Source organism: Archangium violaceum (assembly GCF_016887565.1).
Taxonomy (GTDB): Bacteria; Myxococcota; Myxococcia; order Myxococcales; family Myxococcaceae; genus Archangium; species Archangium violaceum_B.
Genome location: NZ_CP069396.1, coordinates 6,426,052 through 6,450,599 on the forward strand (window position 1 = coordinate 6,426,052; position 24,548 = coordinate 6,450,599).

Sequence of the window (24,548 nt, forward strand, 5' to 3'; positions counted from 1 at the left end):
CCATGCTTTCCGTACTCTACGTTAGGGAAACGTTCGGGCGAGATTCAACCAACGGAGAGTAGTGACCCCACGGGTTGCGGACGGAGTGCAAGTGGACTCTAACGCTTCCCCCATGCCCACCCTGGATGATTTCGAGGCACTGCTCCGGCACACCGGTCTCCTGGCTGACGGGCAATCCCTTCCTGTCGTGACAAGGGACCGGTTCGACAGCGAGGCCGAGGGGGCCGGTGTCCTGGTCGGCAACGACACCGTCCTGGCCCTGTCACTCCGGAGCCTCGGCCTGATGTCCCTCCCCGAGTCGCTCGGTGAGCTCATCCACCTCCAACGGCTCGACGTGACGGAGAACCAGCTCACCTCCCTGCCCGAGAGCGTGGGACGGCTGCGGCACCTGAAGCGGCTGGGGGCCGACGACAATCAGCTGGTGGCGCTCCCCGAGTCGCTGGGGGAGCTGAGCGCGCTCGAACAGCTCTTCGTGGATGGCAACCGGCTCACCGCCTTCCCCACGGGCCTGGAGCGGCTGATACGGCTCCAGAGGCTGGACGCGCGCCGCAACCAACTGGCCACCCTGCCAGAGAGCCTCGGCCGGTTGACGGGACTCGAGGATCTGCGGCTGGGAAGGAACCTCCTGACGTCCGTGCCCGAGTCGCTCTGGAACCTGACGAACCTCCAGACGCTGGACCTGGGGGAGAATCACCTCGAGTCCCTGTCCGATGGCATCGGGCACCTGTCGAAGCTGCGGATGCTGGACCTGGGGCACAACGCGTTGACCGCGGTGCCCGAGTCGCTCGGCGACCTGACGGGTCTGTCCGGGTATCTCTACCTCAGCGACAACCGGCTCACGTCCCTGCCCGCGTCGCTCGGGAAGCTGCGAGCACTGAGGTATTTCAATGCCACGGACAACCAACTGCGGACGCTCCCCGACACCCTGGGCGGGATGGAGTCCCTCATCGAGCTCCGCCTGTACGACAATCAGCTGACGGAGCTTCCTCCCTCGCTGGGCAATCTGGCGAACCTCCTGGAACTCCATCTGAAGAACAACGCGCTGGTGTCGCTCCCGGAGTCCATGGGCCGACTGAGGAGCCTCAGGAAGCTCAGCCTGGAGAACAACCGGCTCACGGCGCTCCCCGAGTCACTGGGGGGTCTCACGCGGCTCGTGGAGCTCGACTTGAGGAACAACAGGCTGGGGGCGCTCCCAGAGTCGATCGGCGGTCTCACCGGGCTCGTGTCCCTCGACTTGAGGGGCAACAGGCTGCGTGCGCTCCCCGCGAGCATCGGAGACCTGCCGAACCTCGAGAAGCTCGACCTGCGGTGGAACAAGTTGTCGTCCCTTCCCGGGTGGCTCGAGCGTCTCGAGCGGCGCGGATGCACGGTCTTCACGTGAGTCCTACCCAGGGGCCACACCACGGTGCTCACCCGGGTGTCATGAGCTCCCGGGGCCTGACCTGGACCCTCAGCGCGAGAAGATGGGGTGCGTCTCCAACCAGGAGACGAAGAGCGCATCCGCGAAGGACTTCCCGGCAATGGTGATGCCATGGGAAGCCTCGCCGTCCACGTGGAGCCCTCCACCGGGGACGTAGGTGAGGACGAGCTCTCCTCCCTCGGGCACATCCCGCAGCGAGGCGAGCAGCTGCTCCAGGTTGTCCCGCAGGGGCGTGTCGCGCAGCGCGGGGTTGGAGGCGAGACCGTCGCGGAAGGCCTCCACGAGCTGGTCCCTCCGCACATCGCGCAGGAAGCGGAACTGCAGCCGTTTGACGCAGTTGGCCGAGATGACCTCGGACTGCTTGGGCGACACCTGCTCCAGGTACAGCGACCAGATGTAGACCTTGAAGAAGAGCTTCTCCTTCAGCTCCATGTGAGCCAGGGAGACCCGCCGCCCTTCCAGCGTCAGCGAGTCTGGCACCCGCACTCCCGCCAGCTCCCGGGCCTCCACCACACTCGCCGTGAGCATCAGCCCCACCACGAGTCCCCATCCCCCCGCCCGCCACCCGCTCCACGTCATCCGTCTGGCCCTCCGCACCATCTCCAACCGGATACCGGGAAAAGGTGTGAATGGAGGCGCCACTCAGCCAGCGCCCCTGCCGCGTGAGGCCACCGCTCCTGTCAGATTCAGAGCAGAGCCCTCACCCTCGTCGTCGTCGCCAATGCCTGAACGACAGGATTCCAGTGAAAACATGGTAGCTGGGATCGCCAACATGTTTCAACACCAACTTCACGAGGCGTCCCTTCTCTCCGTGTGAGAAATCGGGGCAAGTTTGGATGCCATCGCTCCAGCTGGAATGGAGGCGAGAGGAAGGCGCATGCCCTTCACCCTCGACGATTCACTCTGGCCGCTGCTCATCATCCGCCTGTCGGGGACGTTGTCGGACCTGGAATACGAGAAGTTCCTCGAACGGCTGTCCGGCTTCCTGCATCGGCGGGAGCCGTACTTCAGCATCGTCGACACGAGCCAGTCCGGCCTGCCGAACAGCGCACAGCGCCAGCGCCAGGTGGAGTTTGGCCGGACGCACGATGAGCTGGAGCGAACGTGGGGGCGCGCAACGGCCTTCATCGTCACCTCGCCCTTCGTGCGGGTGGCCATGAGCCTCTACTTCCATGTCCGGCCCCTGCAGGTACCGCATGTCATCGTCGACGACATGGGCACGGCGCTGGCGTGGATCGCGAGCCGGATGGAGAGCACCGGCTACAAGGCCGAGGCCGAGCGCGTGCGTGAGCATCTCCGCTCGCGTGCCCAGCGCACCGCCTGAGCGCGCGAAGTCGCTTCGTGGTCACGGCTGTTGGGCCGTGGCTAGCCACGCTGCTTGCGCTCATAGAGCTGCATCAGGGGCGTCACCGAGATGCCGTGCACGAGGATGGACACGGCCACCACGGTGAGCACGAGTGGAACGAGCTGGTGCGCCAGCGCTCCCCGCACGCCGTGGTTGAGGGCATAGAAGAGGTAATAGAGCGAGCCGATGCCACGGATGCCGAACCAGCCCATCAACCCGCGCTGGGAGGAGGAGGTGCTCGAGCCCACGAGCGTGACGAGCACGGAGATGGGGCGGATGGCGAGGAAGAGCAGGGGAGTGAACCAGAGCGCCTCCGTGGGCAGCGGGATGCGCGCGAGCAGGATGCCGAGGATCACCACGAGGCTCACCTCGCCGATGCGCTCGATCTGCTCATTGAAGTTGAGCACCGCGTTGGCCATGTAGGAGGGAGCATGCTCCGGGTGGATGGCGGCTTCCGGGCCGTTGTGGGCGTGTGCGGCCTGCTCCACGTCCTCGGGGGGCTTGCCGTGGTTGGACTTCTTCTCGATGCGCCGCAGCGCGAGCCCGGCGGCGAACACCGCGAGGAAGCCGTAGGCGTGCAGCAGCAGCGCCACCCCGTACGAGAGCGCGATGAGGCCCAGGGCGAGGAAGTCGTCGAGCCCCACCGCCTCGCGATGGGTGCGCCGCAGATAGATGACGAGCCGCCCGACGACATTGCCCAGCGCCGTGCCCACGCCGATCCCCGCCACCACCGCCCACACCAGGTCCACCGCTACCCAGCGCCACAGGCCCTCACCCAGCGGGTGCAGCCCGAGCAGCCCCAGGCCGAGCATCACGAAGGGAAAGGCCGTGCCGTCGTTGAAGCCCGCCTCGCCGGTGAGTCCGAAGCGCAGGGCGTCCTGCTGGAAGGGGTGCTCCATCTGCACGTCCGAGGCGAGCACCGGATCCGTCGGGGCGAGCACCGCGCCCAGGAGGATGGCCGCGCCCAGGGGCAGGCCCAGCAACCAGACCCCCGCGGCGGTCACGAGCCCGATGGTGCACACCATGGCCAGCGAGGCGAGCCGCACGGCGATGCGCCACCGCGAGTCGCGCAGGGGCGCCCGCAGCTTCAGCCCCGCGGTGAAGAGGGAGACGAGCACCGCCACCTCGGTGAGGTGCTCGAGGAGTTTCGTCTGCACCTGGGCATCCAGCCGGCCGAGGCCGAGCTTCCCCAGGACGAAGCCCACCACCAGGTAGAGCAGCGAGGTGGACAGTGGCAGGCGCTTGAGGACGGAGCCCCCGAGTGCCATGGCGATGAGCAGCACGCCGACCACGATGAACCAGATCACGATCTGCATGGGGGCCGGCGGCTCTCGCGGCGGGCGTGGACGCCCGGCTCAGTGCTCGTGATCGTCGTCCGGACCGTGCGCGTGCCCGTGCTCGAGCTCCTCCTCGGTGGCCTTGCGCACCTCGCGCACGGTCACCTCGAAGTGGAGCGTCTTGCCCGCCAGCGGGTGGTTGAAGTCCACCACCACCGTCTTGGGGCGCACCTCCTTCACCAGGAAGTCCACGTCGTCGCCCTCTTCATCCGTGGCGGTCACGACGCCGCCCGCCTCCAGCTCCATGTCCGGCGGGAAGTCCTCGCGCGGCACCTCCTCCACGCCATCCGGATCGTAATCCCCGTACCCCTCCTCGGGAGTGACCTGGACCTTCAGCGAGTCGCCCACCTTCTTGCCCGCGAGCGCCTTCTCCAGCCCTGGGACGATCTGCTCGTGGCCGTGCAGGTAGACGAGCGGATCTCCCGCGTCGCTCTCGTCGATGGTCTTCCCGTCTCCCAGATGCAGCCGGTAGTCGATGGAGACGACGCTGTCCTTCGCGATTTCCATGAGTGCCCTCCTCGGGCGTGGCAGCGAGGGGGAAGGGGACTCCTGCCACACCTGGCTGATGATGGGGTTGCGCACGGGCTCGTGCAGCGGAGGTAGACGCTCACCTGCCTGCCAGGCGAGCGCGTGCCGGTGCCCTCTACCACAACGGCTCGGCCGCCTGCCCACTCATTGCGGAGATCGCGTGTCCTCCCAGGCGCCTTCTGCGAGGATGCTCGGCCGCATGAAGATCTGGGTCGACGCCGATGCGTGTCCGGGGCCGGTACGGGACATCCTCCTGAGGGCAGCGCAGCGCCTGGGGGTGGCCACCGTCTTCGTGGCCAACAAGCGCCTGTCGCTGCCCCGCTCGGAGCTCGTCTCCACGGTGCAGGTGGGCGCCGGGCTCGACGTGGCGGACAGCTACATCGCCGCCTCGGCCCAGACCGGGGATCTCACCGTCACCCAGGACATCCCCCTCGCCGCGCTGCTCGTCCCCAAGGGCGTGGTGGTCATCGACCCGCGCGGAGAGCTCTTCAGCGAGGAGAACATCGCCGAGCGCCTCTCCGTGCGGAACTTCATGCAGGAGCTGCGCGACAGCGGCGTGATGACCGGCGGCCCCAGTGGCTTCTCCGCCCAGGATCGCCAGCAGTTCGCCGCTACCCTGGACCGCGAGCTCACCCGGCTCCTCCGAACCGTCTCGAAACCTGGACCGTGAAGAACACGGACCCTGGCCTCGGGATTGCTTCGCCAGGGGGTCATGCTGAAATCTCCTCTCATGAACCCCCGTCGCCCCCCAGAGAATGGGTCCACCGAGCGCAACGCCCCGTCCGTCGAGGCGGCCTTCCAGGCGGTCCCGCCGGAGATGGTGGCGGAGATCCTCGACGGTGAGCTGCACGTCAGCCCTCGCCCGGCCCGCCCACACGCCAACGTGGCGTCGAACCTGGGCGGCATCCTCCTGGCTCCCTTCAAGTTCGGCAGGGGAGGTCCGGGAGGGTGGGTCATCATCGATGAACCCGAGCTCCATCTCGGTCCCCGCCCGGACAAAGTGGTGCCGGATCTCTCCGGGTGGCGGCGCGAGCGCCTGCCTCATGCGGTCGGAGGGGATGATGCCCCGGCGCATTATGCTCTCGCCCCGGATTGGGTCTGCGAGGTCCTCTCCGCGCGCACGCGGAACAGGGACAAGGGTCCGAAGATGCGCATCTACGCCCGCGAAGGGGTGCGGCACGTGTGGCACGTGGACCCGCTCGCGCGCACGCTCGACATCTTCCGGCTCGTGGAGGGCCAGTGGCTCGTCGCCCAGTCCTTCACGGGCGACGAGAAGGTTCGGGCTGAACCGTTCGAGGCCATCGAGCTCGAGCTGGCGCTCGTCTGGTCCGGGTGAATAATACCGGGGAAACCAGAATGACTTGAATTACCAGATATCCATGTTAAGCCGCGCCTTTCCCCCCGGGCAGTCACACGAAAGGCGGCGCACTGGTGATTCAGAGAGATTCGAGACGAGTACCCCCGCGATTCATCCGCGGTCTGACGGGATTGGGCCTGAGCGTCCTGTTGCCGTTGTGGACGGGCACCGCGCTGGCGCTTCCCTCCGACTTCGTGAACACGCTGCGAGGGAGCAACTCCAGCGGCGGCTACTCCCGAGGCAACACGTTCCCGGCGACGGCGGTCCCCTTCGGCTTCAACTTCTGGACGCCGATGACCGATGCGAATTCGAAGAGCTGGATCTACGACTTCAACCGGAGCGCGATCCAGGCCTTCACCATCAGCCACATGCCCAGCCCCTGGATGAGCGACCGCCAGACGTTCCAGGTCATGCCCCAGTCCGGCTCGGTGACCGTGGACCGCGCGACCCGTGGCGCGGCCTTCAGCCACGCGAACGAGACCGCCAGGGCTCACTCCTACAGCGTGAAGTTCAACAACGGCATCCAGACGGAGATCGCTCCGACGGACCATGCCGCGTCCTGGCGGTTCACCTTTCCGGGCACCAGCTCCTACCTGCTGTTCGACACCGTCGATGGCGTGAACGGCTCCATCACCCTCGACAAGGCCAATGGTGTCGTCTCCGGCTACACCGACCATGCGACGGGCTGGGGACCGGCGCCCCGCATGTACTTCTACGCGAAGTTCAGCAAGGCGATCGCCGAGTCGGCGAACGTGACGGGACAGCGCGCCGTCACCTCCTGGGTCCGCTTCAGCACCACCGCGGGCGAGAAGGTCACCATGTCGATCGCCACGTCCTTCATCAGCGTGGCCCAGGCGCAATCCAACCTGTCCCAGGAGATCGGCACGAAGAGCTTCGACACCGTCAAGCAGGAGGCCCAGGACGCCTGGAACGCCCTGCTGGGCAAGATCGAGGTGGAGGGCGCCACGGACGATCAGAAGACGATCCTCTACTCGAACATGTACCGGTCGTTCCTGTACCCCAACTCCGCCTGGGAGAACGTCAACGGCACGCCCACCTACGCCTCCCCGTACGCCAGTGGCCACCCGCTGAAGACCGGCAAGGTCTACGTCAACAACGGGTTCTGGGACACGTACAGGACCACCTGGCCGCTCTATGCGCTGCTGATCCCCACACGGACCGGCGAGATGCTCGACGGGTTCGTCAACGGCTACAAGGACGGAGGCTGGGTCACCCGCTGGTCCGCTCCGGGCTACGCCAACATCATGGTCGGCACCAACTCGGACGTGATCTTCGCCGATGCCTACCTCAAGGGCGTCCGCAACTTCGACGTCTCCGCGGCTTATGACTCGATGCTGCGAAACGCGATGTCCTACAGCAGTGATCCGGCCCGGGGCCGCAAGGGCATGAATCGCTCCATCTTCCTGGGCTACACGCCGCAGGACGTCGTGGGGGAGTCCACCTCCTGGTCCCTCGAGGGCTACCTCAACGACTTCGGCATCGCCCAGCTCGCCCAGGCCCTGGGCAGGACCGAGGACGCCCAGTACTTCCTCAACCGCTCCCTGAACTACGTCAACATCTTCTCGTCCTCCGTCGGGTTCTTCCGCGGCAAGAACTCGAACGGCTCGTGGCGGACGTCGGATGCGGACTTCAAGGCCAACCGCTGGGGCTGCGAGTACACCGAGGGCAATGCCTGGCATTACAGCGTGCTCGCTCCCCAGGACGGGCAGGGGCTCGCCAACCTCTACTTCGGCAAGAGCGGACTGGCCAACAAGCTCGATGCCCTGTTCGCCGCTCCCCGGGATTACGACGTGGGCTGCTACGGCGGCGTCATCCACGAGATGGTCGAGGCCTATGACGTGAACATGGGTCAGTACGCCCACTCCAACCAGCCCGTGCACCACACGCTGTACATGTACAGCTATGCCGGCACGCCGTGGCGCATCCAGCAGCGCGTCCGCGACGTCATCAACACCGGCTACCAGTCCGGTCTCGGCAACGGCTACGGCTACCTGGGCGACGAGGACAACGGCGAGATGTCCGCGTGGTACCTCTTCAGCGCCATGGGCTTCTATCCCGTCAGCATGGGACGGCCCGAGTACGCGATCGGCGCGCCGTACTTCACGAAGATGACCGTCCACCTGGAGAACGGGAAGGACCTCGTCATCAACGCCCCCAACGTCAGCAACACGAACCGGTACATCCAGAGCGTGGCCCTGAACGGGCAGGCCTATACCCGCAACTACCTGCCGCACTCGGCCCTCGTGAATGGCGCCATCCTGGACTTCAACATGGGCTCGGCCGCGACGGTCTGGGGCTCGGGCAGCGCGGACGTGCCCGTCTCCATCACCACGGGCACCGCCGTCCCGCAGCCGCTGGCCGATGTCGCCAAGGGCGGGACGATCTCCGCCAGCGGTGACAACGCGGCGAGCGGCGAGGGCACCGCGCAGGGCTTCGACGACAACTCGCTCACGAAGTGGCTCGCCTTCCAGAGCACCCCGTGGATCCGCTACCAGCTCACCGGTGGGGCGAAGACGGTCAAGATGTACACGCTGACGTCCGCCAATGACTTCCCCGGGCGCGATCCGAAGGCGTGGACCCTCCAGGCCTCCAACGATGGGACCACCTGGGTGACGCTGGATACCCGCACCGGGCAGGACTTCCCCTGGCGCTACCAGACGCGGGCGTTCACCATCAACAACGCCACGGCCTACAGCCAGTACCGGCTGCAGATCAACGAGACCCACGGCGATTCGATCACCCAGCTGGCGGAGATCGAGCTGCTCGGGAAATAAGCTCCCGCCCGTCGTCCCCGCGGCACCGCGCGCACGGTGCCGCGGGTCCGTTCCCTACCGGCGCTGGCCGCCGGGAGGGCCCTGCATGTGCTCGGGGACACAGGCGCTCTGCTGGTTGTCGGGGCCGGTCCGGCACTGCCCTTGAATCTGCTGGTCACGGAACGTCACCGAGCAGGCCTCTCCGTCCTGCTTGCCCTGGCAGGCCGCGAGGGCCTCGGGGGGAGGGCCGTGGTGAAGATGCGCCGGACGGCAGGCGAGTGTTTCTCCATCGGCCGCCGCACAGGTGCCTTCCAACTGGCGGTCCTGAAGGGTGATGGTGCAGGCGTCACCACTGCTCCTGGACGCGCACGCCTCGATGGCTTCGGGGGGAGGTGCCCTCCGGTGTGGCGGCTGGGCGGCGACGGGCAGGCAGAACAGACTCCCTCCGATGAGCAGCGCGCTGAGGGTGAGGGGATGCGGACGCATGAGACCTCCTGGGGTGGGACTTCGACGGTCCCCAGTGTCGAAGCGGCATGTTTCCGCTTGATGTCTCTTCCGTTGCGAACGGCTTCCCACCTCGCGCGTGTGCTCGCTCACCGGCCGGCCTGGCGAGGCTCGCGCCCGAGCGCCATCGCCGAGCCGACGAAGGGAATCACCTTCGTGTACCCGGGCGGTGGAGGTATCTCCGTGCTGCTGGCCATGCCGAGCTGGGTGATTCCCCCGGGAAGGAGGTCCGCCAGGTTCCAGGTCCTGCCCTCGAACGTGAAGTCGACGCTGGAGCGCAGCGCCGCCGAGAACAGGTTGTTCACGATGGGTCCCACCGTCGTGCCCACCACGAGGGAGAAGCGCTCGAAGGTGGCGATGGGCTCGCCCTGGGAGAACGTGTCCGGTTTCGAGAAGTCTCCGCGGGGCTCCCGGTTGAGGTACAGCGTGAAGCCGCCCCGGGCCTCGAGTGACACCGACAGGTCTCCATTCTGGAGCGTCTGGGAGGTGAAGGGCTCGGCCCGGAAGGTGAAGAAGGCGGTGGCCTCGCCCGGTGGGCCCGCGAAGAGGGGCTCGATGCCGCCGAGGTGGGCGAAGTAGCCCAGATCCCGCGACTTGCCGTCCTGGGATTCGTAGAAGCGTCCGATGGCGTACCAGACGACGCTCGCGATGGGTGGGAGGTGCATGGGGGGAGCGTAGGGTGTTGCCCGCCCCCTGGGGTGACTGATCCGTCCGCGATGCTTAGTTTCCCCGGCGATGGCCGTCCGTTCCAAGACACGTGTCAAGCGAACCGCGTCCCTCCGTTCCCGCCGCAAGCCCCGGGTCGTGGTGCGGCATGATCTGACCGAGCCCGAGCCCGGTCCGCCGCTGGTGCCCGAGCTCATTCCCGATCGCCGGGAGCGCAAGCGTCAGGGCCGTGTCCTCCGCGAGAAGACACCGCGGGAGGAGCACGCCCGGTGGCAGCCCCCGGCGGACCGGCCGGACCCCATCGCGCTGCTGGAGGCCAGCAACAGCGGCCGGCTCCCCTCGCTCGTGCCCATCCGCCATGCGCGCATGCTCGAGGATCCGTTCGCCTTCCTGCGCGGCTCGGCCATCATCATGGCGAACGACCTGGCGCATACCCCCAACACGGGCGTCAAGGTGCAGGCCTGCGGGGACGCGCACCTGGCCAACTTCGGCATGTACGCCACCCCCGAGCGCAATGTCGTCTTCGACGTCAACGACTTCGACGAGACGCTCCCCGCGCCCTGGGAGTGGGATCTCAAGCGGTTGGTGGCGAGCATCTGGGTCGCGGGCCGCTGCGCCTGTGGCGCGACGGAAGCCGGGTGCGAGGAGGCGGTGGCCGCCTGCGTGCGCAGCTACCGGCGCTGGATGGGGCGGATGTCCCGCTGGTCCTTCCTCGACGTGTGGTACGCGCGCGTGGACGCCGAGTCCCTGCTGGAGACGATCCACCAGCAGGAGCGGGGGAGCGCGGAGAGGACACTCGCCCAGGCGCGCCGGCGCACCCAGCTGGCCACCCTGCCCAAGCTCACCGAGCTGCGCGAGGGCCGCCGCTGCATCATCCATGATCCGCCCCTCATCGTGCGCACGCCGCGGGAGCACGCGGAGGAGCTGGCCGAGGTGCTCCAGGTGATGGCGGGGGGTTACCTGTCCTCGCTGCAGGGGGACCGCGGCACGCTGGTGCGGCGCTACCAGACGGTGGACGTGGCGCGGAAGGTGGTGGGCGTGGGCAGCGTGGGGACGCGCTGCTACGTCGCGCTGCTGCTCGGCGCGCATGCGGAGGATCCGCTCTTCCTCCAGGTGAAGGAGGCGGGGCCGTCCGTGCTGGAGCCCTTCGCCGGCAAGAGCACCTACGCCCAGGCCGGGCAGCGGGTGGTGGAGGGACAGCGGCTGATGCAGGCCGCCAGCGACATCTTCCTCGGCTGGTGCCAGGTGGGCGGGCGTGACTTCTACGTGCGCCAGTTGCGCGACATGAAGGGCTCCATCGACGTGGAGCGGCTGTCCCCCCGCGGACTGCGCGAATACGCGTCGATGTGTGGCTGGGCGCTGGCCCGGGCCCATGCGCGCGGGGGAGACGCGGCCCTGCTGCGGGGATACCTCGGCCGGGGCGACGTGTTCGACCAGGCCCTGTGCCGCTTCGCGCGGGCCTACGCCGACCAGACCGAGCGGGACTTCGCCGCCTTCCAGAAGGCGGTGCGCGGCGGCCGGCTCCAGGCACACGAGGACGCATGAGGAACGGGCGCGGAGTTTGTCATTGAGCACAGGCTATGCGGCCTGCTTCCTCCGGTTGCGCATGCGGCGAAGTTGATGATCCAGGTGCAGCTTCAAGATGGAGGGCGGCCAGGGGGCGTGCGGGCCAAACGTCTTGAATGCCTCGCTCATGTGAACGAAGTTGTATGTGAGGGATACGCTTCGCCCGAGGGTGTAGACCTCGTGGAACCAGGAGCGGGGGATGAAGAGGATGTCGCCGGCCTCCAAGATCGTCTCGAGCGGCTCCGCCGAGCCATAGGTCGGACGGCGGTGGATGTTGATGTCCTCGACCTTGCGCAACAGGAACTCCCTGTCCTTGGGGAGGGATGGCTCGCACTCGGGAGGGAAGAGGAAGCAGCGCTTGCGGCCGTACACCTGGCAGAGGATGGCGTTGCTCAGATCGCCGTCCTGATGGAGCTTCGTGATGGCTCCCCGCGGAGAGATATAGACACCAAATCCCGGGTATCTCTCCTGGGTGGGATCCGAATGGAACAGGCCCGCCATGGGGTACAGGTACCCACGGGCTGGCATGAAATACGGTCTCGACCACATGCCCTGAGCCACCTTCAAGGCCTCGGCGCCGAAGTCCTGTTCCATCTCTGGCTTCACGCTGTACCTCAGATAGGGGAGTGTCCTGCTCACACGCCCGTTCTCATCGACGTGACTCTCGTACTCGGGGAGTGCCGCGATGTAGTCCGAGAGCGTCTGCTTCTCCATCGGGGAGAAGAAGTCACCCTGGAGCGTGACCTTCATGCTCCCCAGCGTCTTCTGGAAGTATTCCGGTGACCACACCGAGGCGATCTTCCAGTCGCGCATCGCATCCGTGATGACGACAGGCCGGTTCTTCCCCAGGTAGCTCTTGATGAACTCCTTGGGAGAGATGTCGCTACGCCGCTCAATCTGCATGTCTCGCGAAGTCATTCGGAAGGTATACAGCACGCGAAGTGCTTGATACCCTCACTGGGTCGGGCTGGACTGATTTCCTGGTCTTTGCTACAAGCTTCCCGTTTACCCATCATCCGAGAATCACCAGCGTGAGCCTCCCCCGCGCTGTACCAAGACCATGAGTACAGTCGATGTCACCGCGGTCGAGCGGCTCCTCGAGCAGGATCCGGCGGGCTTCTACACGGCGATGGATGGCGCCACGCGCGGGCGCTACATCCGGGCCTGCGAGCAGTTGGCGGAGTGGTCGCAGCGGGAGCCGGCCGAGGTCGCACGAGAGGCCGTCCTGCTCGCGCAAGCCCCTCCCAGCGACGATGTCCGCGGACGCCACGTCGGGACGTACCTGATCGCCGAGGGCCGGCCCCAACTGGAGGCCCGCCTGGGCTGCCGCGTCCCGTCGCGGGAGCGGCTCTCCCGGGTTGCCCACCGCCACGCCGCCACCGCCTACGTTGGAACGCTCGTCGCGCTCACGGCCCTGTCGCTCGCCGGAGTGGAGCGGCTGCTCGCCTCGCGAGGGATGGAGCCGCTCCACCGCGTGCTGCTGCTCGTCCTCCTGGTCTTCCCGGTGCTGGAGATCCTCCAGGAGCGCGTCGACAAGCTGCTCGCCCGCCTGGTGAAGGACGCGGGGCCACTGCCCAGACTGGAGCCCGCCCGGGTGCTGGCGCCGGACACCCGGACCCTGGTCGTCACCCCGCTGCTCATCACGAGCGCGGAGGACATCGACCAGCAGTTGCGCAAGCTGGAGAACAACTATCTGGGCAACATCTCGCCCGACCTGCTCTTCGCGCTGCTGACCGACTTCGGCGACGCGCAGGACAAGGAGCTGCCGGGTGAGCGCGAGCTGGTCGAGCGGCTGGAGCACGGCCTGCGCGAGCTCAACGCGCGGCATGGGTTCACGGACGCACCGCGCTTCCTGCTGCTGCACCGCGAGCGGCGCTGGAACCCGGTCGCGCGCCGCTGGATGGGCTGGGAGCGCAAGCGCGGCAAGCTCGAGGAGTTCAACCGGCTGGTGCTGGGGGCGCGCGACACGAGCTACACGGGCCCCGTGCCGGACGTGGTGCACACCGTGCGCTATGTCATCACGCTCGACGCGGACAACCAGCTCATCCCCGGTAGCGCTGCGCTCCTGGTCGCCACGCTCCACCACCCCCTCAACCGGGCGAAGTTCGACGCGAGCGGCCAGCGGGTGATCGCCGGCTACTCGATGCTCCAGCCGACGATCCAGGAGAGCCCCTCCCGGTCCGAGTGGCTCGCCTCGGGCGGGTGGCCCGTCTCCATCGTGTCGCGGGAGCAGAAGGCGCCGCCGGACCAGGCCATGCGCGCCCTGGGCCAGAACCTCTTCGGGGTAGGGGAGTTCTTCGGCAAGGGCATCTACGACGTGGCCGCGTTCACGCGCAGCCTCGAGGGGCGCATCCCCGAGAACATCGTCCTCAGCCACGACAAGCTGGAGGGGATGTTCTCGCGCGTCGCGTTCGCCTTCGACGTCACGCTGCTCGAGGGCCGGCCCAGGGATCTCGCGAGCATGGGGCGCATCTGGCACCGGTGGATTCGGGGCGACTGGCAGCTCCTGCCCTGGCTCTTGCCGTGGGTGCCGACCCGGAGCGGCCGTTGGGTCCCCAATACCCTGTCGCTGCTCGACCGGTGGAAGCTGTTGGCCGACCTCCGCACGAGCCTGGGCCGCCCGATGATGCTCCCCACGTTCGCCTACGGGTGGCTGTTGCTGCCCGCTGACAGCGTGGGGGCCTGGACGCTCGGTGTGTCGCTCTGGTGCTGCCGCTACCCGCTCTTCTACGCCTCCGCGGCCACGCTGCGCACCGCGTTGCGCAAGTCGCGCGAGGAGTCGCCCGCCGCCGCCCTGGGCCACATCGCCTACATGGTGCCGCGCATCCTCCGCAACGCCGCCATGGACCTGGGGGTCCTCGTCCCGCTCTCCGGCATCGTGCTCGATGCCATCGTCCGCGCCCTGTACCGGCTCGCGTTCGACCGGACGCGGATCCTCGACTGGACCACGCATGCGCAGACGCGCCGCAAGGTGGACGGGCTCTCGTCGTTCGCGCTGCCCGAGGTGCGGGCGGGGTTGGTGCTGGCGCTCGGGTGGGTGGCCGTGGTGGCCGTGTTCAACCCGCGGTCGCTGCCCTGGGCCTGTCCGCTGCTGCTGGCGTGGACTCCCTTCGTCGTGCTCATCCGCCAGGGCGGTGGGGTGGCCACTCCACCGCTGGTGCTGGAGTCGGAGGAGCTCGCCCGGCTGCGCGCCCTGGCCCGGCGCTCGTGGGCCCTGTACGAGCACATGGGCCCGACAGGCCAGGAGTTGCCCTGGCGCATGCTCGCGGAGAACGGCGCGCCCACCGAAGCGGCGGAGACCCGGCCGGAGGACCTCGCCCTCTGGCTCGTGGCGCCGCTGAGTGCCTATCACCTGGGCTACCTCGGGTTGGACGGGCTGGGCTCCCGGCTCGAGGCCTCGCTCACCACCCTCGAGCGGCTCGAGCGCCACCGTGGGCACCTCTTCGAGCGGTACGACGCGCGCACCGGGCTGCCCCTGGCTCCCCGGCGCATCTGCGTGGCCGGCAGCGGCATGCTGGCCGCGGCACTCACGGTGCTCGAGAGCGGACTGCACGCCGTGAGCAAGGCCCCCCATGGCACCGGACCCCTGCGCCAGGGCGTGGCCGATACGCTCGCGGTCCTCGGCGAGGAGGCCGGGCTCGCACCGCCCTCGGCACGGCGCGAGCGGTTGGCGGGAGTGCTCCGCCTGTTGCGCGAGTGGGTGGCGGATGGCTCGCTGCCGCTCGACGAGGTGCTCGCGCGCATCCAGCGCCAACGGGCGAGCCTGGCGGCCGAGCGCATCGCCCACCTCAACGCGGTGCCTGCCGAGGCGGCGTCCCTGGCCACGTGGTGGGACCGCTTCGAGCACCAGCTCTCCCTGCTGGAGGGAGCCCGCCAGATGGAGGCACCCACCCCGTTGGCGCTGGAGCGGCTCGCGGGCGTCGAGGCGCGGGTGAGGGCCCTGCGCGAGGCCATGCGCTTCGCGTTCCTCGTCGAGTCCGGTTCGTCCGAGGAGGCCCACGCCGGACGGTTCGCCTCGGGGGCGCTGCTCGCCGCGTTCATGGCGATCGCGCGGCGCGAGGTCCCTCTCCAGCACTGGCTGACGCTCGTCGAGTCGGATGAGCGGCCGCGCGAGGAGGAGGCCGTCGTGGCCAGGCGGGCGGCGCTCGGTGAGCACCTGCCGCCGACGCTCTTCCTCTGGTTTCCCCCGGCGACGCTGCTGGGGCACTCCGCGAACGCCGCGCTCGAGGCCGACGTCGGTGCGGCGCGCGGCCTGCCCTGGGGCCTGGATGAGCCGCCGCGCGGCATCCAGGGGGACCCGCCCGTCACCGCCCTGCCGCATCTGTCGGTGCTCGCGCTGCGCTTCAGGACCCGGGACGCGCTGGCCAATCTCTCTCGCCTGCTGGAGCTGGGGGCCCTGGGGCGTTATGGACTCTTCGACTCGGTCCGCGTTTCCACGGCGGCCCCGGAGCCAGCGGTACGGCGTCAGTTCACCTGCCGGTACCAGGGTATGGTGCTCGCGACCGTGACCAACCTGGCGTGCGACGACATCCTGATCCAGCACTTCCACCGGCACCGGGAGACCGCGTGGGTGGAAGGGCTCATCTACGAGACGAAGAGCGCCGCATGACGGAGCCAGACGTCGTGAAAGGACCCGGGACCGGTCGCTGGTCCGTCGTCGCGGAGCGGGTGGCCTCGCTCAAGAACCTCCTGCCGCTGCTGCGCATGGTCTGGGCCTCGGGCCGTGGGGTGGTGGTGGCGAACCTCGTGCTGCGCCTGGTCGCGGCGCTGGTGCCCGTGGCCGTGCTGGCCGTGGCGCGATGGATCGTCGATGGCGTGGTGGCCGCCGTGGGAGCCCACCAGGGGATGACGCCGCAGCTGGCCCGGCTGGTCGCGCTCGAGTTCGTCCTGGCCGCGGTGGGGGCGCTCCTCGGGCGCCTCATCCAATACTTCAACATCCTGCTCGCGGAGAAGTACACGCGGCACGCGAGCCTCCAGTTGATGGACCACGCCTCGCGGCTCGACCTGGCGACCTACGAGGATCCCTCCTTCTACGACCGGATGGAGCGGGCGCGTGTGCAGGCCACGGATCGGATCGTGACGGTCGAGATGATCGCCCGCTTCCTGCAGCAGGCGGTCACCACGGTGAGTCTTGGCATCGGCATCCTGGTGTTCTCCCCGTGGCTGTTGTTGGGCATCGTCATCTGCCTGGTGCCGGCGGCCGTGGCCGAGGCGCGCTTCGGGGCCCGCATCTACGCGCTCAACTTCCGGCTCACGCCCAAGCGACGCGAGCTCGACTACCTGCGCCAGCTGGGTGCGAGCAAGGAGAGCGCCAAGGAGCTGAAGATCTTCGGCCTGAGCCCGTTCCTCCGGCACCGCTATGAGCAGTTGTCGGGTGAGCTGCTGGGCGAGCTGGTGACGGTGTGGCGGCGGGCCATCGGCGGCCTGTCCATGCTGTCGGTCCTGGGGGTGCTCGGCTACTACGGCGCGTACGCGTTCGTCGTCTACGAGGCGGCACGCGGCGAGCTGAGCGTGGGCTCTCTGGCGTTCCTGACCGGTGCGATCGTCGCCGCGAACCGGACGTTCCAGGAGATGTTCTCCACCGCCGTGGGGATCGCCGATCAGTCCCTGTACCTCAAGGATCTGCTGAGCTTCTTCTCCCTGAAGCCGACCATCCGGTCCGGTGAACGGGCGCTCAAGGTCCCCCGCCCGATACGCCAGGGTTTCGAGTTCCGGAATGTGACCTTCAAGTACCCGGGCCGGGTGGAGCCAGTCCTCCAGGGGGCGAGCTTCCACTTGAGGCCGGGAGAGCGGCTCGCGCTGATCGGGGAGAACGGCCAGGGCAAGACGACGATCGTCAAGCTGCTGATGCGGCTCTACGATCCGACCGAGGGGCAGATCCTGCTCGATGGCGTGGATCTGCGCGAGTACGACATCGAGGACCTGTGGCGCGAGATGGGCGTCATCTTCCAGGACTTCGCCCGCTACGACATGACGGCCGCCGACAACATCGCGGTGGGGCGCATCGAGCAGCGGGGTGACCGGGCGCTCATCGAGGAGTCGGCGCGCAAGAGCCTGGCCAACACGGTGATCGACCGTCTGCCCGGAGGGTACGAGCAGATCCTCGGCCGCCGCTTCGAAGGGGGCGTCGATCTCTCGGGAGGAGAGTGGCAGAAGCTCGCGCTCTCGCGGGCGTACATGCGGGACGCGCAGGTGCTCGTCCTGGATGAGCCGACGGCGGCGCTGGACGCGCGAGCCGAGCTGGATGTGTTCACCCACTTTGGCGAGCTGGCGCGGGGCAAGATGGCCCTGCTGATCTCGCATCGCTTCTCCACCGTGCGGATGGCGGACCGCATCCTCGTCCTCACGGGGGGAAGAATCGTCGAGGAGGGCAACCACGAGCAGCTCATCACGCTGGGGGGGCGCTACTCGACGATGTACGAGCTACAGGCATCACGCTACCGTTGAGTCCCATGCGCGCTCTCCCTTCCCATTCCCCTGGAGCGTTCCTCCTCTCGCGGCACTGGGCCGCGGTCCTCCTGGCGGGGGTGCTCGCGGCCTCCGTCTCCCAGGCCGCCGAAGCCGGGCCCGTGGCCAGCGCGACCACCGCGTCGCCTCCCGGCTGGAAGACCGACTGGGCGCGCGGCGCCGTCTTCTACGAGGTCTTCGTCCGCAGCTTCCAGGACTCGGATGGTGACGGCGTTGGCGACCTGAAGGGCCTCACCTCGCGGCTCGACTACCTGAAGGAGCTGGGCGTCGACGCCATCTGGCTGATGCCCATCTTCGAGTCGCCCAGCTACCACGGCTACGACACGGAGGATTACGAGAACATCAACTCCGACTACGGCACCAACGCCGACTTCGAGGCGTTCGTCCGCGAGGCGCACGCACGCGGCATGCGTGTCATCCTCGACTTCGTCATCAATCACACCTCCGCGGAGCACCCGTGGTTCATCCAGTCCGCGTCCTCGCGCAGCTCGCCCAAGCGGGACTGGTACATCTGGCGCGAGGATGATCCGGGTTGGATCCAGCCCTTTGGTGACAAGCGCACCTGGCACAAGAAGAACGGCTCGTACTTCTACGGTGTCTTCTGGGAGGGCATGCCGGACCTGAACCTGCGCAACCAGGAAGTGCGCGCGGAGATGAAGCGGGTGACGCGGTTGTGGTTGGACCGGGGCGTGGACGGCTTCCGGCTGGACGCCGCGCGCCACATGATCGAGACGGGCCCTGGCAAGGAGGGTCAGAACAACACCCCCGATACGCACGCCTACTGGAAGGATCTCTCCGACTACGTCCGGAGCATCAAGCCCGAGGCGCTGCTCATCGGTGAGATGTGGGACACGACTCCCGCCATCGCCGCCTACTACGGCTCCACCCGCGAGGTCCGCGGCGGCGACGAGCTGCCGATGACCATCAACTTCCCGCTCTCCGACGCCGTCCGCGAGGCGGTGAAGACGGGCGAGACCGTTCCCCTCGCTGCCAAGCTGGAGGAGATCCATCGCCTCTACCCGGCGGGCGTGCTGGACGGCACCTTCCTGACCAACCACGACCAGCCCCGCCTGGCCGCGCTGCTCGACAATGATCCGGCGAAGCTGAGGAGCGCCGCCGCCCTCCTGCTCACGCTGCCGGGCTCGCCGTTCCTGTACTACGGAGAGGAGCTCGGAATCTGGAACACCATCGGGGGAGGGGACGTGCGCCAGCGCACGCCCATGCCGTGGGATGGCTCGCCCAACGCCGGCTTCATCACCAACAGGCCCTGGTACTACATCACCCGAGGTAGGCCCTGGGCCCCCCTCGCCCCCGGCCACGAGACGGCCAACGTCGCCACCGAACAGGCGGATCCGGACTCGCTGCTGTCGCACTATCGCCGGCTCACGCGCCTGCGGCGGGACTCACGGGCGATTCGTGAGGGCACGCTGAAGCTGCTCACGCCGACGGTGGGCAGCTCGCCCGTGTTCGCCTTCACGTTGGAGGCGGGCTCGGACAAGGTGCTCGTCCTCCACAACCTGGGCAAGAGCCCCGCCGAGGTGACGTACCCGTACAAGGTGACGGAGACCCTGTTCGGAAAGGACGTGGGGGGTCAGAAGCTCGAGACCGGGTGGACCGGCACGCTCCCCGCCCAATCGAGCGTGGTGCTGCGAATCCAGTAGCTCACGTCCGGAGCAGGCGCTCGACGTCCTCGGGGGTGTCCACGTCCAGCTCACCTCCGGGCAGCGGTACCACGGCCACCCGGCCCGGCTCCTTCGTGAGCAGCGGCCGTGCCCCCGCGCTGGCCGGAAGCGCCTCCAGCTCGGCGAAGAGGCTCCGGTCGAAGAGCGCGGGCACTCCCACCGTTCCCGCGTACCCCGAGGCGATGATGGGCTGGCCCCGCTCCTGGTGGGTCCGCGTCAGTGCCATCAGGTGCTCGGCTGTCACCGCGGGCTGATCGCACACCATCAGCACCACCGCCTCCAGCGACGGTTCCCCGCGCAGTGCTTCCATCCCCAGGCGCAGCGAGCCGCCCATGCCCTCCCGCCAGCGCGCGTTCTCCACCACGCGCACGGGCAGTCCCTCCAGCTCCGCGCGGTGGGCCTCGGCCTCGGCTCCCAGCACCACCACCACCGGGTGGCAGCCCGAGGCCAGCGCCGTCTCGGCCGCGCGCCTCAGCAGGCTCTTGCCGTTCCAGCGCAGCAACTGCTTGGAGTGCCCCAACCGCGTGGAGCCTCCAGCCGCCAGCAGCACCAGTCCCGTGGTGGCCATGCCTCAGCTTCCCGAAGGCCCGCCGTGGATGGGACCCTTGCGGTCCTTGAGGAAGCCGCCACTCCGTCCCGCCATGATGGCGCGCACCTCGGCGATGATGGAGACGGCGATCTCCTCCGGGCCCTCGGCGCCCACGTCCAGTCCGGCCGGCCCGTACACCCGCGCGCGCTGGGCCTCGGTGCCCGCCCGTCCCTCGCGAGCCAGCTCCTCCAGCATGCGCTCGGTGCGGCTGCGCGGGCCCAGCACGCCGATGTAGCGCACCGGCGAGTGCAGCAGCGCCTCCAGCAGCGTGCGATCCGTCTCGTAGCCGTGGCTCATGATGACGGCCGCCGTGCGCGGGCCCAGCACCACCGCCGAGAGCGCCGTCTCCGGAGGGCTGCCCACCACCAGGTCCGCCCGGCCCGCCAGCCGCGCGCTCAGCTCCTGCGGCCGGCGCGACACCACCGTCACGTGCCAGCCCACCGCTCGCGCCGCCTCCACCAGTGGCACCACGTCATGCCCGCTGCCGAACACCACCAGCGGCTGTGGCGGTTGCACCACCTCGAGGAAGAGCTCCAGCTTCCCGCCCTCTACATCGTAGGTGCGCGTGCGCGAGCCGCCCTCGGCCAGCACGGCCCTCGCGTCCGCCTCCAGTCCCGGCACGGCCTCCCGAAGCCCCGGCGAGGCCCGCACCTGTCCGTCCGCGTCCAGCAGCAGCCGTGCCGCGAGCTCCACCGGGGACGTGCCCTCGGTGTGCAGCACCGTGGCCATCAGCCCCGCCTGGCGCCGCCGCACGCAGCCGGAGACGAACTCCACCGGGTTGAGCGCGTCGTCCGGCCGGAGCCGCTCCAGCAGCAGCTCCACCCGGCCTCCGCACCCGGTGCGCAGGAACACCGCCTCGTCCTCGGACAGCGAGTCGAAGACGAGGCGTGCCGGCCTGCCCTCGGAGGTGAGCCAGAAGGCCTTGCGCAGCAGCTCCCGCTCCAGGCAGCCGCCGCTGACACTGCCCGCGTGCCAGTGCTCCTCCGTCATCAACATGCGGGCCCCGGGGCGCCGGTACGCCGAGCCGGTGACTCCCACCACCGTGGCCAGCACACAGGGAGCGCCCTGCGCGCGCAGGGCCTCCCACGACTCCATCAGGGCCCGCGATTCCTTCACAGCAGCTTGTCCAGGGTGATGGGGAGGTCCCTCACGCGCTTGCCGGTGGCGTGGAAGACTGCGTTGGCCACCGCGGCGGCGACGCCCGTGGTGCCAATCTCTCCAATGCCCTTCACCCCCATGGGGTTGACGTGCGGATCCTTCTCGTCGACGAAGTGCACGTCGATGTCGGGCACGTCCGCCTGCACGGGCACGTGGTAGTCGGCCAGGTCCGCCGTCATCACCCGTCCCGTCCTCGGGTCGCGCAGCGTCTCCTCGGTGAGCGCCATGCCCAGGCCGAAGATGACGCCGCCGATGATCTGGCTGCGCGCCGTCTTGGGGTTGAGGATGCGGCCGGCTCCCATGGCGGACACGATGCGGCTGACGCGCACCGTGCCCAGCGCCTCGTCCACACGCACCTCGACGAAGTGGACGCCGAAGGCGTGCGAGGAGTACTTGCGCTCCTCCGGGAGGGGCGCCGCGTCGGCCTTGCCCTCCACGTGGGGCAGACCCTGGCGCGCCAGCAGCTGGGCATACGTCTCGCCCCGGCTCTTGTCCTTGAGCGAGAAGAGCCGTCCAGCCTCGGCGTCCACGTCCTTCTCGGCCAGCCCGTGCAGTGGCGAGGCCTTGTCCGCCACGGCGAGCTGCACCAGCTTGCGGCGCGCCTCGATGGCGGCGTTGCGGATGGCGGGCGTGGCGGAGGCCGTGGTGGACGAGCCACCCGCGAGCGGACCAGGCGGCAGCACCGTGTCACCCATCTCCGCGCGCACCTTCTCCGCGGGCAGCTTCAGCTCCTCGGCGGCCACCTGCGTGAAGACGGTGTAGGCGCCGGTGCCCAGGTCGGAGCCGCCGCACTGCACCACCGCGGTGCCATCCGCCATCACCCGCGCCAGGGCGGAGGCGGGGCTGCGGAAGGCGGGGAAGGTGGCGGTGCCCATGCCCCAACCGATGAGCACGTCCCCGTCGCGCATCGAGCGCGGCTGCAGCGAGCGCTTCTTCCAGCCGAAGCGCTCGGCTCCCCAGCGGTAGCACTCCAGCAGCGACTTGCTGGACCAGGGGCGGCCATCCTCCGGATCCTTGTCCGCGTGGTTGATGCGCCGCAGCTCCAGCGGATCCATCTTCAGCGCGTACGCCAGCTCGTCCATGGCGCTCTCGAGCGCATAGGTGCCGGGCGCCTCACCCGGGCCACGCATGAAGGTGGGGGTGGACGTGCTCAGCCGGACGATCTGCTGCGAGGCCGTCACGTTGGGGCACGCGTACAGCATGCCGCTGATGTTGGAGAAGGGCTCGTTGAAGCCGTCGTTCTCGGACGTCTCCGAGTAGCCCGTGTGGCGGATGGCGGTGAGCTTGCCCTTGGCGTCCGCGGCCAGCTCCACCTTCTGCAGCGTCTTGGGCCGGTAGCCCACGAGGGTGAACATCTGCCGGCGGCTGAGCACCAGCTTCACCGGGCGGTTCACGGCCTTGGCGGCCATGATGCTCAGGATGAGGTGGGACCAGGGCAGCGCCTTGCACCCGAAGCCTCCACCCACGTAGCGCGAGATGATGCGGATGTTCTCCTGCGGCAGCCCGATGAGCCCGGCGATGAACTGGCGCGTGAAGAAGACGCCCTGGTTGGCGTCGTACACGGTGAGGTGCTCGGGGTCGTCCCACACCGCGATGGAGGCGTGGGGCTCCATGGGGTTGTGGTGCTCGGTGGGGGTGCGGTAGGTGGCCTCCACGCGCACCTTGGCCGCCGCCAGCGCGGCCGCCGCGTCCCCGCGGGTGTGGCCCGGGGGCGGGCCGAACTGGGCCGGGGCCGGCTGCCCGTTCTCCAGCTCCGCCTCCATGTCCAGCTTGGCGGGCTTGTCCACGTAGAAGGTGCGCACCAGCGAGGCGGCGTGCGTGGCGCGCTCCAGCGTGTCGGCCACCACCAGGGCGATGGGCTGGCCGTTGTAGAGCACCTCGCTGTCCTGCATCACCGTGAGCCGGGGCAGGATGGGCACGGCGGCGAACTTGTCCACGCCCGGCAGCTTGGGCGCGTTGCGTGGGGTGAGCACCGCGAGCACGCCGGGCGCCTTCTCCGCCTCCGCCGTCTGCATGCGCAGCACGCTGCCGCGCGGCACCGTGCTCTGCACGATGACGGCGTAGGTCATGTTGGGCGGGTTGAACTCCGCGGCGTACTGCGCCTGGCCCGTCACCTTCAGCCGGCCGTCCACCCGATCCAGGGGCTGGCCGATGATCTTGTCACTCATGAGCGACCTCCCAGCGTCGTCAGGGCGCGCACGACGAGCCGCCGCGCCAGCTCCACCTTGAAACCATTGTGCTCGCGGGGACGGGCGCCCTCGAGCGCCGCCTCCGCCGCCGCCTTGAACACCTCGGGCGAGGGGGCCTGGCCAGCCAGCTTCTGCTCGGCGCCCAGGGCGCGCCACGGCTTGGTGCCCACGCCGCCCAGCGCCAGCCGGGCCTCGCGGATGCGTCCGCCCTCCACGTCGAGCACCGCGGCCACCGAGGCCAGGGCGAAGGCGTAGGAGGCGCGATCGCGCACCTTCATGTACAGCGAGCGGCGCGCGGCCGGCAGGGCCGGCAGGTCCACCGAGAGCACCAGCTCCCCGTGCTCCAGGGCCGTCTCGCGGTGGGGCGTGTTGCCCGGCAGCAGGTGCAGGTCGGTGAAGGGCAGGGTGCGCTCGCCCTTGGGTCCCTTGACGCGCACGGTGGCGCCCAGGGCGGCCAGGGGCACGCACATGTCCGAGGGGTGCGTGGCGATGCACGCGTCGCTGGTGCCCAGCACCGCGTGGCCGCGGTTGATGCCCTCGAGCGCGGAGCAGCCCGAGCCGGGCTCGCGCTTGTTGCAGGGGGTGGCCGTGTCGCGGAAGTAGGAACAGCGGGTGCGCTGCAGGATGTTGCCGCCCACGGTGGCCATGTTGCGGATCTGCCCCGAGGCGCCCGCGAGCAGGGCCTGGGAGAGCACCGGGTAGCGCTCGCGGATGAGCGGGTGGTGGGCCACGTCGCTGTTGCGCGCGAGGGCGCCGAGGCGGATGCCGCCGTCGGGGAGCTCCTCGATCTTCGCCAGGGGAAGCTTGCGCACGTCCACCAGCGCGGCGGGGTTCTCCACCCCCAGCTTCATCAGATCCAACAGGCCCGTTCCGCCGGCCAGGAAGGAGGCCTCGGGCGCGCGGCTGACGCTGTCGACGCTGGAGTCCAACTCCAGCGACTGCACGTAGTTGAAGGGATTCATGCT

The 24,548-nt window shown here is 68.9% G+C and carries 19 protein-coding genes; 9 read left to right on the plus strand and 10 right to left on the minus strand.

What is annotated here, in order from left to right:
* The first annotated feature begins 112 nt into the window (after positions 1–112).
* On the plus strand, positions 113–1,381 hold the full coding sequence (locus JRI60_RS25825) for a leucine-rich repeat domain-containing protein (RefSeq protein ID WP_204228543.1): 1,269 nt from the start codon (positions 113–115) through the stop codon (positions 1,379–1,381).
* A gap of 69 nt (positions 1,382–1,450) precedes the next feature.
* Here JRI60_RS25825 and JRI60_RS25830 read toward each other — a convergent pair whose 3' ends face one another.
* Positions 1,451–1,999, minus strand: coding sequence for a chalcone isomerase family protein (locus JRI60_RS25830; protein WP_204228544.1), 549 nt, complete (start codon positions 1,997–1,999; stop codon positions 1,451–1,453).
* A 298-nt stretch (positions 2,000–2,297) separates the two neighbouring features.
* Here JRI60_RS25830 and JRI60_RS25835 point away from each other — a divergent pair, with 298 nt between their 5' ends.
* The gene (locus JRI60_RS25835) at positions 2,298–2,744 is read left to right on the plus strand and encodes an STAS/SEC14 domain-containing protein (protein WP_204228545.1); all 447 of its coding nucleotides are present in this window, start codon (positions 2,298–2,300) and stop codon (positions 2,742–2,744) included.
* A 41-nt stretch (positions 2,745–2,785) separates the two neighbouring features.
* Here the strand turns inward: JRI60_RS25835 and JRI60_RS25840 are convergent, their stop codons facing one another.
* Together JRI60_RS25840 and JRI60_RS25845 are read right to left on the minus strand one after the other, a co-directional pair.
* Positions 2,786–4,081, minus strand: coding sequence for a cation:proton antiporter (locus JRI60_RS25840; protein ID WP_204228546.1), 1,296 nt, complete (start codon positions 4,079–4,081; stop codon positions 2,786–2,788).
* A 39-nt stretch (positions 4,082–4,120) separates the two neighbouring features.
* Positions 4,121–4,609 carry an FKBP-type peptidyl-prolyl cis-trans isomerase gene (locus JRI60_RS25845; RefSeq protein WP_204228547.1) on the minus strand — a complete coding sequence of 163 codons (489 nt, stop codon included), beginning with the start codon at positions 4,607–4,609 and terminating at the stop codon, positions 4,121–4,123.
* Positions 4,610–4,829: 220 nt separating this feature from the next.
* Here JRI60_RS25845 and JRI60_RS25850 point away from each other — a divergent pair, with 220 nt between their 5' ends.
* The 3 genes from JRI60_RS25850 to JRI60_RS25860 all read left to right on the plus strand — a co-directional run bounded on the left by JRI60_RS25850 (position 4,830) and on the right by JRI60_RS25860 (position 8,782).
* Positions 4,830–5,300: a YaiI/YqxD family protein gene (locus tag JRI60_RS25850; RefSeq protein WP_204228548.1), complete on the plus strand. Its 471-nt coding sequence runs from the start codon at positions 4,830–4,832 to the stop codon at positions 5,298–5,300.
* Between the two features lie 60 nt (positions 5,301–5,360).
* The gene (locus tag JRI60_RS25855) at positions 5,361–5,966 is read left to right on the plus strand and encodes a Uma2 family endonuclease (RefSeq protein WP_204228549.1); all 606 of its coding nucleotides are present in this window, start codon (positions 5,361–5,363) and stop codon (positions 5,964–5,966) included.
* A 152-nt stretch (positions 5,967–6,118) separates the two neighbouring features.
* Positions 6,119–8,782 carry a GH92 family glycosyl hydrolase gene (locus JRI60_RS25860; protein WP_239470727.1) on the plus strand — a complete coding sequence of 888 codons (2,664 nt, stop codon included), beginning with the start codon at positions 6,119–6,121 and terminating at the stop codon, positions 8,780–8,782.
* A gap of 54 nt (positions 8,783–8,836) precedes the next feature.
* Here the strand turns inward: JRI60_RS25860 and JRI60_RS25865 are convergent, their stop codons facing one another.
* Together JRI60_RS25865 and JRI60_RS25870 are read right to left on the minus strand one after the other, a co-directional pair.
* The gene (locus JRI60_RS25865) at positions 8,837–9,247 is read right to left on the minus strand and encodes a hypothetical protein (protein ID WP_204228550.1); all 411 of its coding nucleotides are present in this window, start codon (positions 9,245–9,247) and stop codon (positions 8,837–8,839) included.
* A gap of 107 nt (positions 9,248–9,354) precedes the next feature.
* Positions 9,355–9,930, minus strand: coding sequence for a hypothetical protein (locus tag JRI60_RS25870; protein ID WP_204228551.1), 576 nt, complete (start codon positions 9,928–9,930; stop codon positions 9,355–9,357).
* Between the two features lie 70 nt (positions 9,931–10,000).
* On the opposite strand from JRI60_RS25870, the gene JRI60_RS25875 reads away from it, so the two are divergent.
* Positions 10,001–11,476, plus strand: a complete 1,476-nt coding sequence (locus tag JRI60_RS25875) for a DUF2252 domain-containing protein (protein ID WP_204228552.1) — start codon at positions 10,001–10,003, stop codon at positions 11,474–11,476.
* 33 nt (positions 11,477–11,509) lie between these two features.
* Here JRI60_RS25875 and JRI60_RS25880 read toward each other — a convergent pair whose 3' ends face one another.
* Positions 11,510–12,415 carry a cupin-like domain-containing protein gene (locus JRI60_RS25880; RefSeq protein ID WP_204228553.1) on the minus strand — a complete coding sequence of 302 codons (906 nt, stop codon included), beginning with the start codon at positions 12,413–12,415 and terminating at the stop codon, positions 11,510–11,512.
* 142 nt (positions 12,416–12,557) lie between these two features.
* On the opposite strand from JRI60_RS25880, the gene JRI60_RS25885 reads away from it, so the two are divergent.
* The 3 genes from JRI60_RS25885 to JRI60_RS25895 are packed head-to-tail and all read left to right on the plus strand — an operon-like array spanning position 12,558 to position 19,626.
* Positions 12,558–16,106, plus strand: a complete 3,549-nt coding sequence (locus tag JRI60_RS25885) for a hypothetical protein (protein WP_204228554.1) — start codon at positions 12,558–12,560, stop codon at positions 16,104–16,106.
* Positions 16,103–17,944 carry an ABC transporter ATP-binding protein gene (locus tag JRI60_RS25890; RefSeq protein ID WP_204228555.1) on the plus strand — a complete coding sequence of 614 codons (1,842 nt, stop codon included), beginning with the start codon at positions 16,103–16,105 and terminating at the stop codon, positions 17,942–17,944. The genes JRI60_RS25885 and JRI60_RS25890 overlap by 4 nt, the downstream gene beginning before the upstream one ends.
* A 5-nt stretch (positions 17,945–17,949) precedes the next feature.
* Positions 17,950–19,626 (plus strand): alpha-amylase family glycosyl hydrolase, encoded by a 1,677-nt coding sequence (locus JRI60_RS25895; RefSeq protein ID WP_204228556.1) that lies wholly within the window; start codon positions 17,950–17,952, stop codon positions 19,624–19,626.
* Position 19,627: 1 nt separating this feature from the next.
* Here JRI60_RS25895 and JRI60_RS25900 read toward each other — a convergent pair whose 3' ends face one another.
* From JRI60_RS25900 to JRI60_RS25915, 4 genes are read right to left on the minus strand one after another with little or no spacing between them, the layout of a single operon-like run.
* Positions 19,628–20,215: a nucleotidyltransferase family protein gene (locus tag JRI60_RS25900; RefSeq protein ID WP_204228557.1), complete on the minus strand. Its 588-nt coding sequence runs from the start codon at positions 20,213–20,215 to the stop codon at positions 19,628–19,630.
* A 3-nt stretch (positions 20,216–20,218) separates the two neighbouring features.
* On the minus strand, positions 20,219–21,352 hold the full coding sequence (locus JRI60_RS25905) for an XdhC family protein (protein WP_204228558.1): 1,134 nt from the start codon (positions 21,350–21,352) through the stop codon (positions 20,219–20,221).
* Entirely contained in the window at positions 21,349–23,562 is a 2,214-nt protein-coding gene (locus JRI60_RS25910; RefSeq protein ID WP_204228559.1) for a xanthine dehydrogenase family protein molybdopterin-binding subunit, read from the minus strand. The genes JRI60_RS25905 and JRI60_RS25910 overlap by 4 nt, the downstream gene beginning before the upstream one ends.
* The gene (locus tag JRI60_RS25915) at positions 23,559–24,545 is read right to left on the minus strand and encodes an FAD binding domain-containing protein (RefSeq protein WP_204228560.1); all 987 of its coding nucleotides are present in this window, start codon (positions 24,543–24,545) and stop codon (positions 23,559–23,561) included. The genes JRI60_RS25910 and JRI60_RS25915 overlap by 4 nt, the downstream gene beginning before the upstream one ends.
* Between the last annotated feature and the right edge of the window lie 3 nt (positions 24,546–24,548).

Coding starts and splice junctions, on each gene's coding strand:
- JRI60_RS25875 (WP_204228552.1), top strand. CDS start 10,001: ATGGCCGTCCGTTCCAAGACACGTGTCAAGCGAACCGCGTCCCTCCGT.
- JRI60_RS25915 (WP_204228560.1), bottom strand. CDS start 24,545: ATGAATCCCTTCAACTACGTGCAGTCGCTGGAGTTGGACTCCAGCGTC.
- JRI60_RS25870 (WP_204228551.1), bottom strand. CDS start 9,930: ATGCACCTCCCACCCATCGCGAGCGTCGTCTGGTACGCCATCGGACGC.
- JRI60_RS25910 (WP_204228559.1), bottom strand. CDS start 23,562: ATGAGTGACAAGATCATCGGCCAGCCCCTGGATCGGGTGGACGGCCGG.
- JRI60_RS25865 (WP_204228550.1), bottom strand. CDS start 9,247: ATGCGTCCGCATCCCCTCACCCTCAGCGCGCTGCTCATCGGAGGGAGT.
- JRI60_RS25830 (WP_204228544.1), bottom strand. CDS start 1,999: ATGACGTGGAGCGGGTGGCGGGCGGGGGGATGGGGACTCGTGGTGGGG.
- JRI60_RS25835 (WP_204228545.1), top strand. CDS start 2,298: ATGCCCTTCACCCTCGACGATTCACTCTGGCCGCTGCTCATCATCCGC.
- JRI60_RS25840 (WP_204228546.1), bottom strand. CDS start 4,081: ATGCAGATCGTGATCTGGTTCATCGTGGTCGGCGTGCTGCTCATCGCC.
- JRI60_RS25850 (WP_204228548.1), top strand. CDS start 4,830: ATGAAGATCTGGGTCGACGCCGATGCGTGTCCGGGGCCGGTACGGGAC.
- JRI60_RS25900 (WP_204228557.1), bottom strand. CDS start 20,215: ATGGCCACCACGGGACTGGTGCTGCTGGCGGCTGGAGGCTCCACGCGG.
- JRI60_RS25845 (WP_204228547.1), bottom strand. CDS start 4,609: ATGGAAATCGCGAAGGACAGCGTCGTCTCCATCGACTACCGGCTGCAT.
- JRI60_RS25895 (WP_204228556.1), top strand. CDS start 17,950: ATGCGCGCTCTCCCTTCCCATTCCCCTGGAGCGTTCCTCCTCTCGCGG.
- JRI60_RS25855 (WP_204228549.1), top strand. CDS start 5,361: ATGAACCCCCGTCGCCCCCCAGAGAATGGGTCCACCGAGCGCAACGCC.
- JRI60_RS25890 (WP_204228555.1), top strand. CDS start 16,103: ATGACGGAGCCAGACGTCGTGAAAGGACCCGGGACCGGTCGCTGGTCC.
- JRI60_RS25825 (WP_204228543.1), top strand. CDS start 113: ATGCCCACCCTGGATGATTTCGAGGCACTGCTCCGGCACACCGGTCTC.
- JRI60_RS25885 (WP_204228554.1), top strand. CDS start 12,558: ATGAGTACAGTCGATGTCACCGCGGTCGAGCGGCTCCTCGAGCAGGAT.
- JRI60_RS25880 (WP_204228553.1), bottom strand. CDS start 12,415: ATGACTTCGCGAGACATGCAGATTGAGCGGCGTAGCGACATCTCTCCC.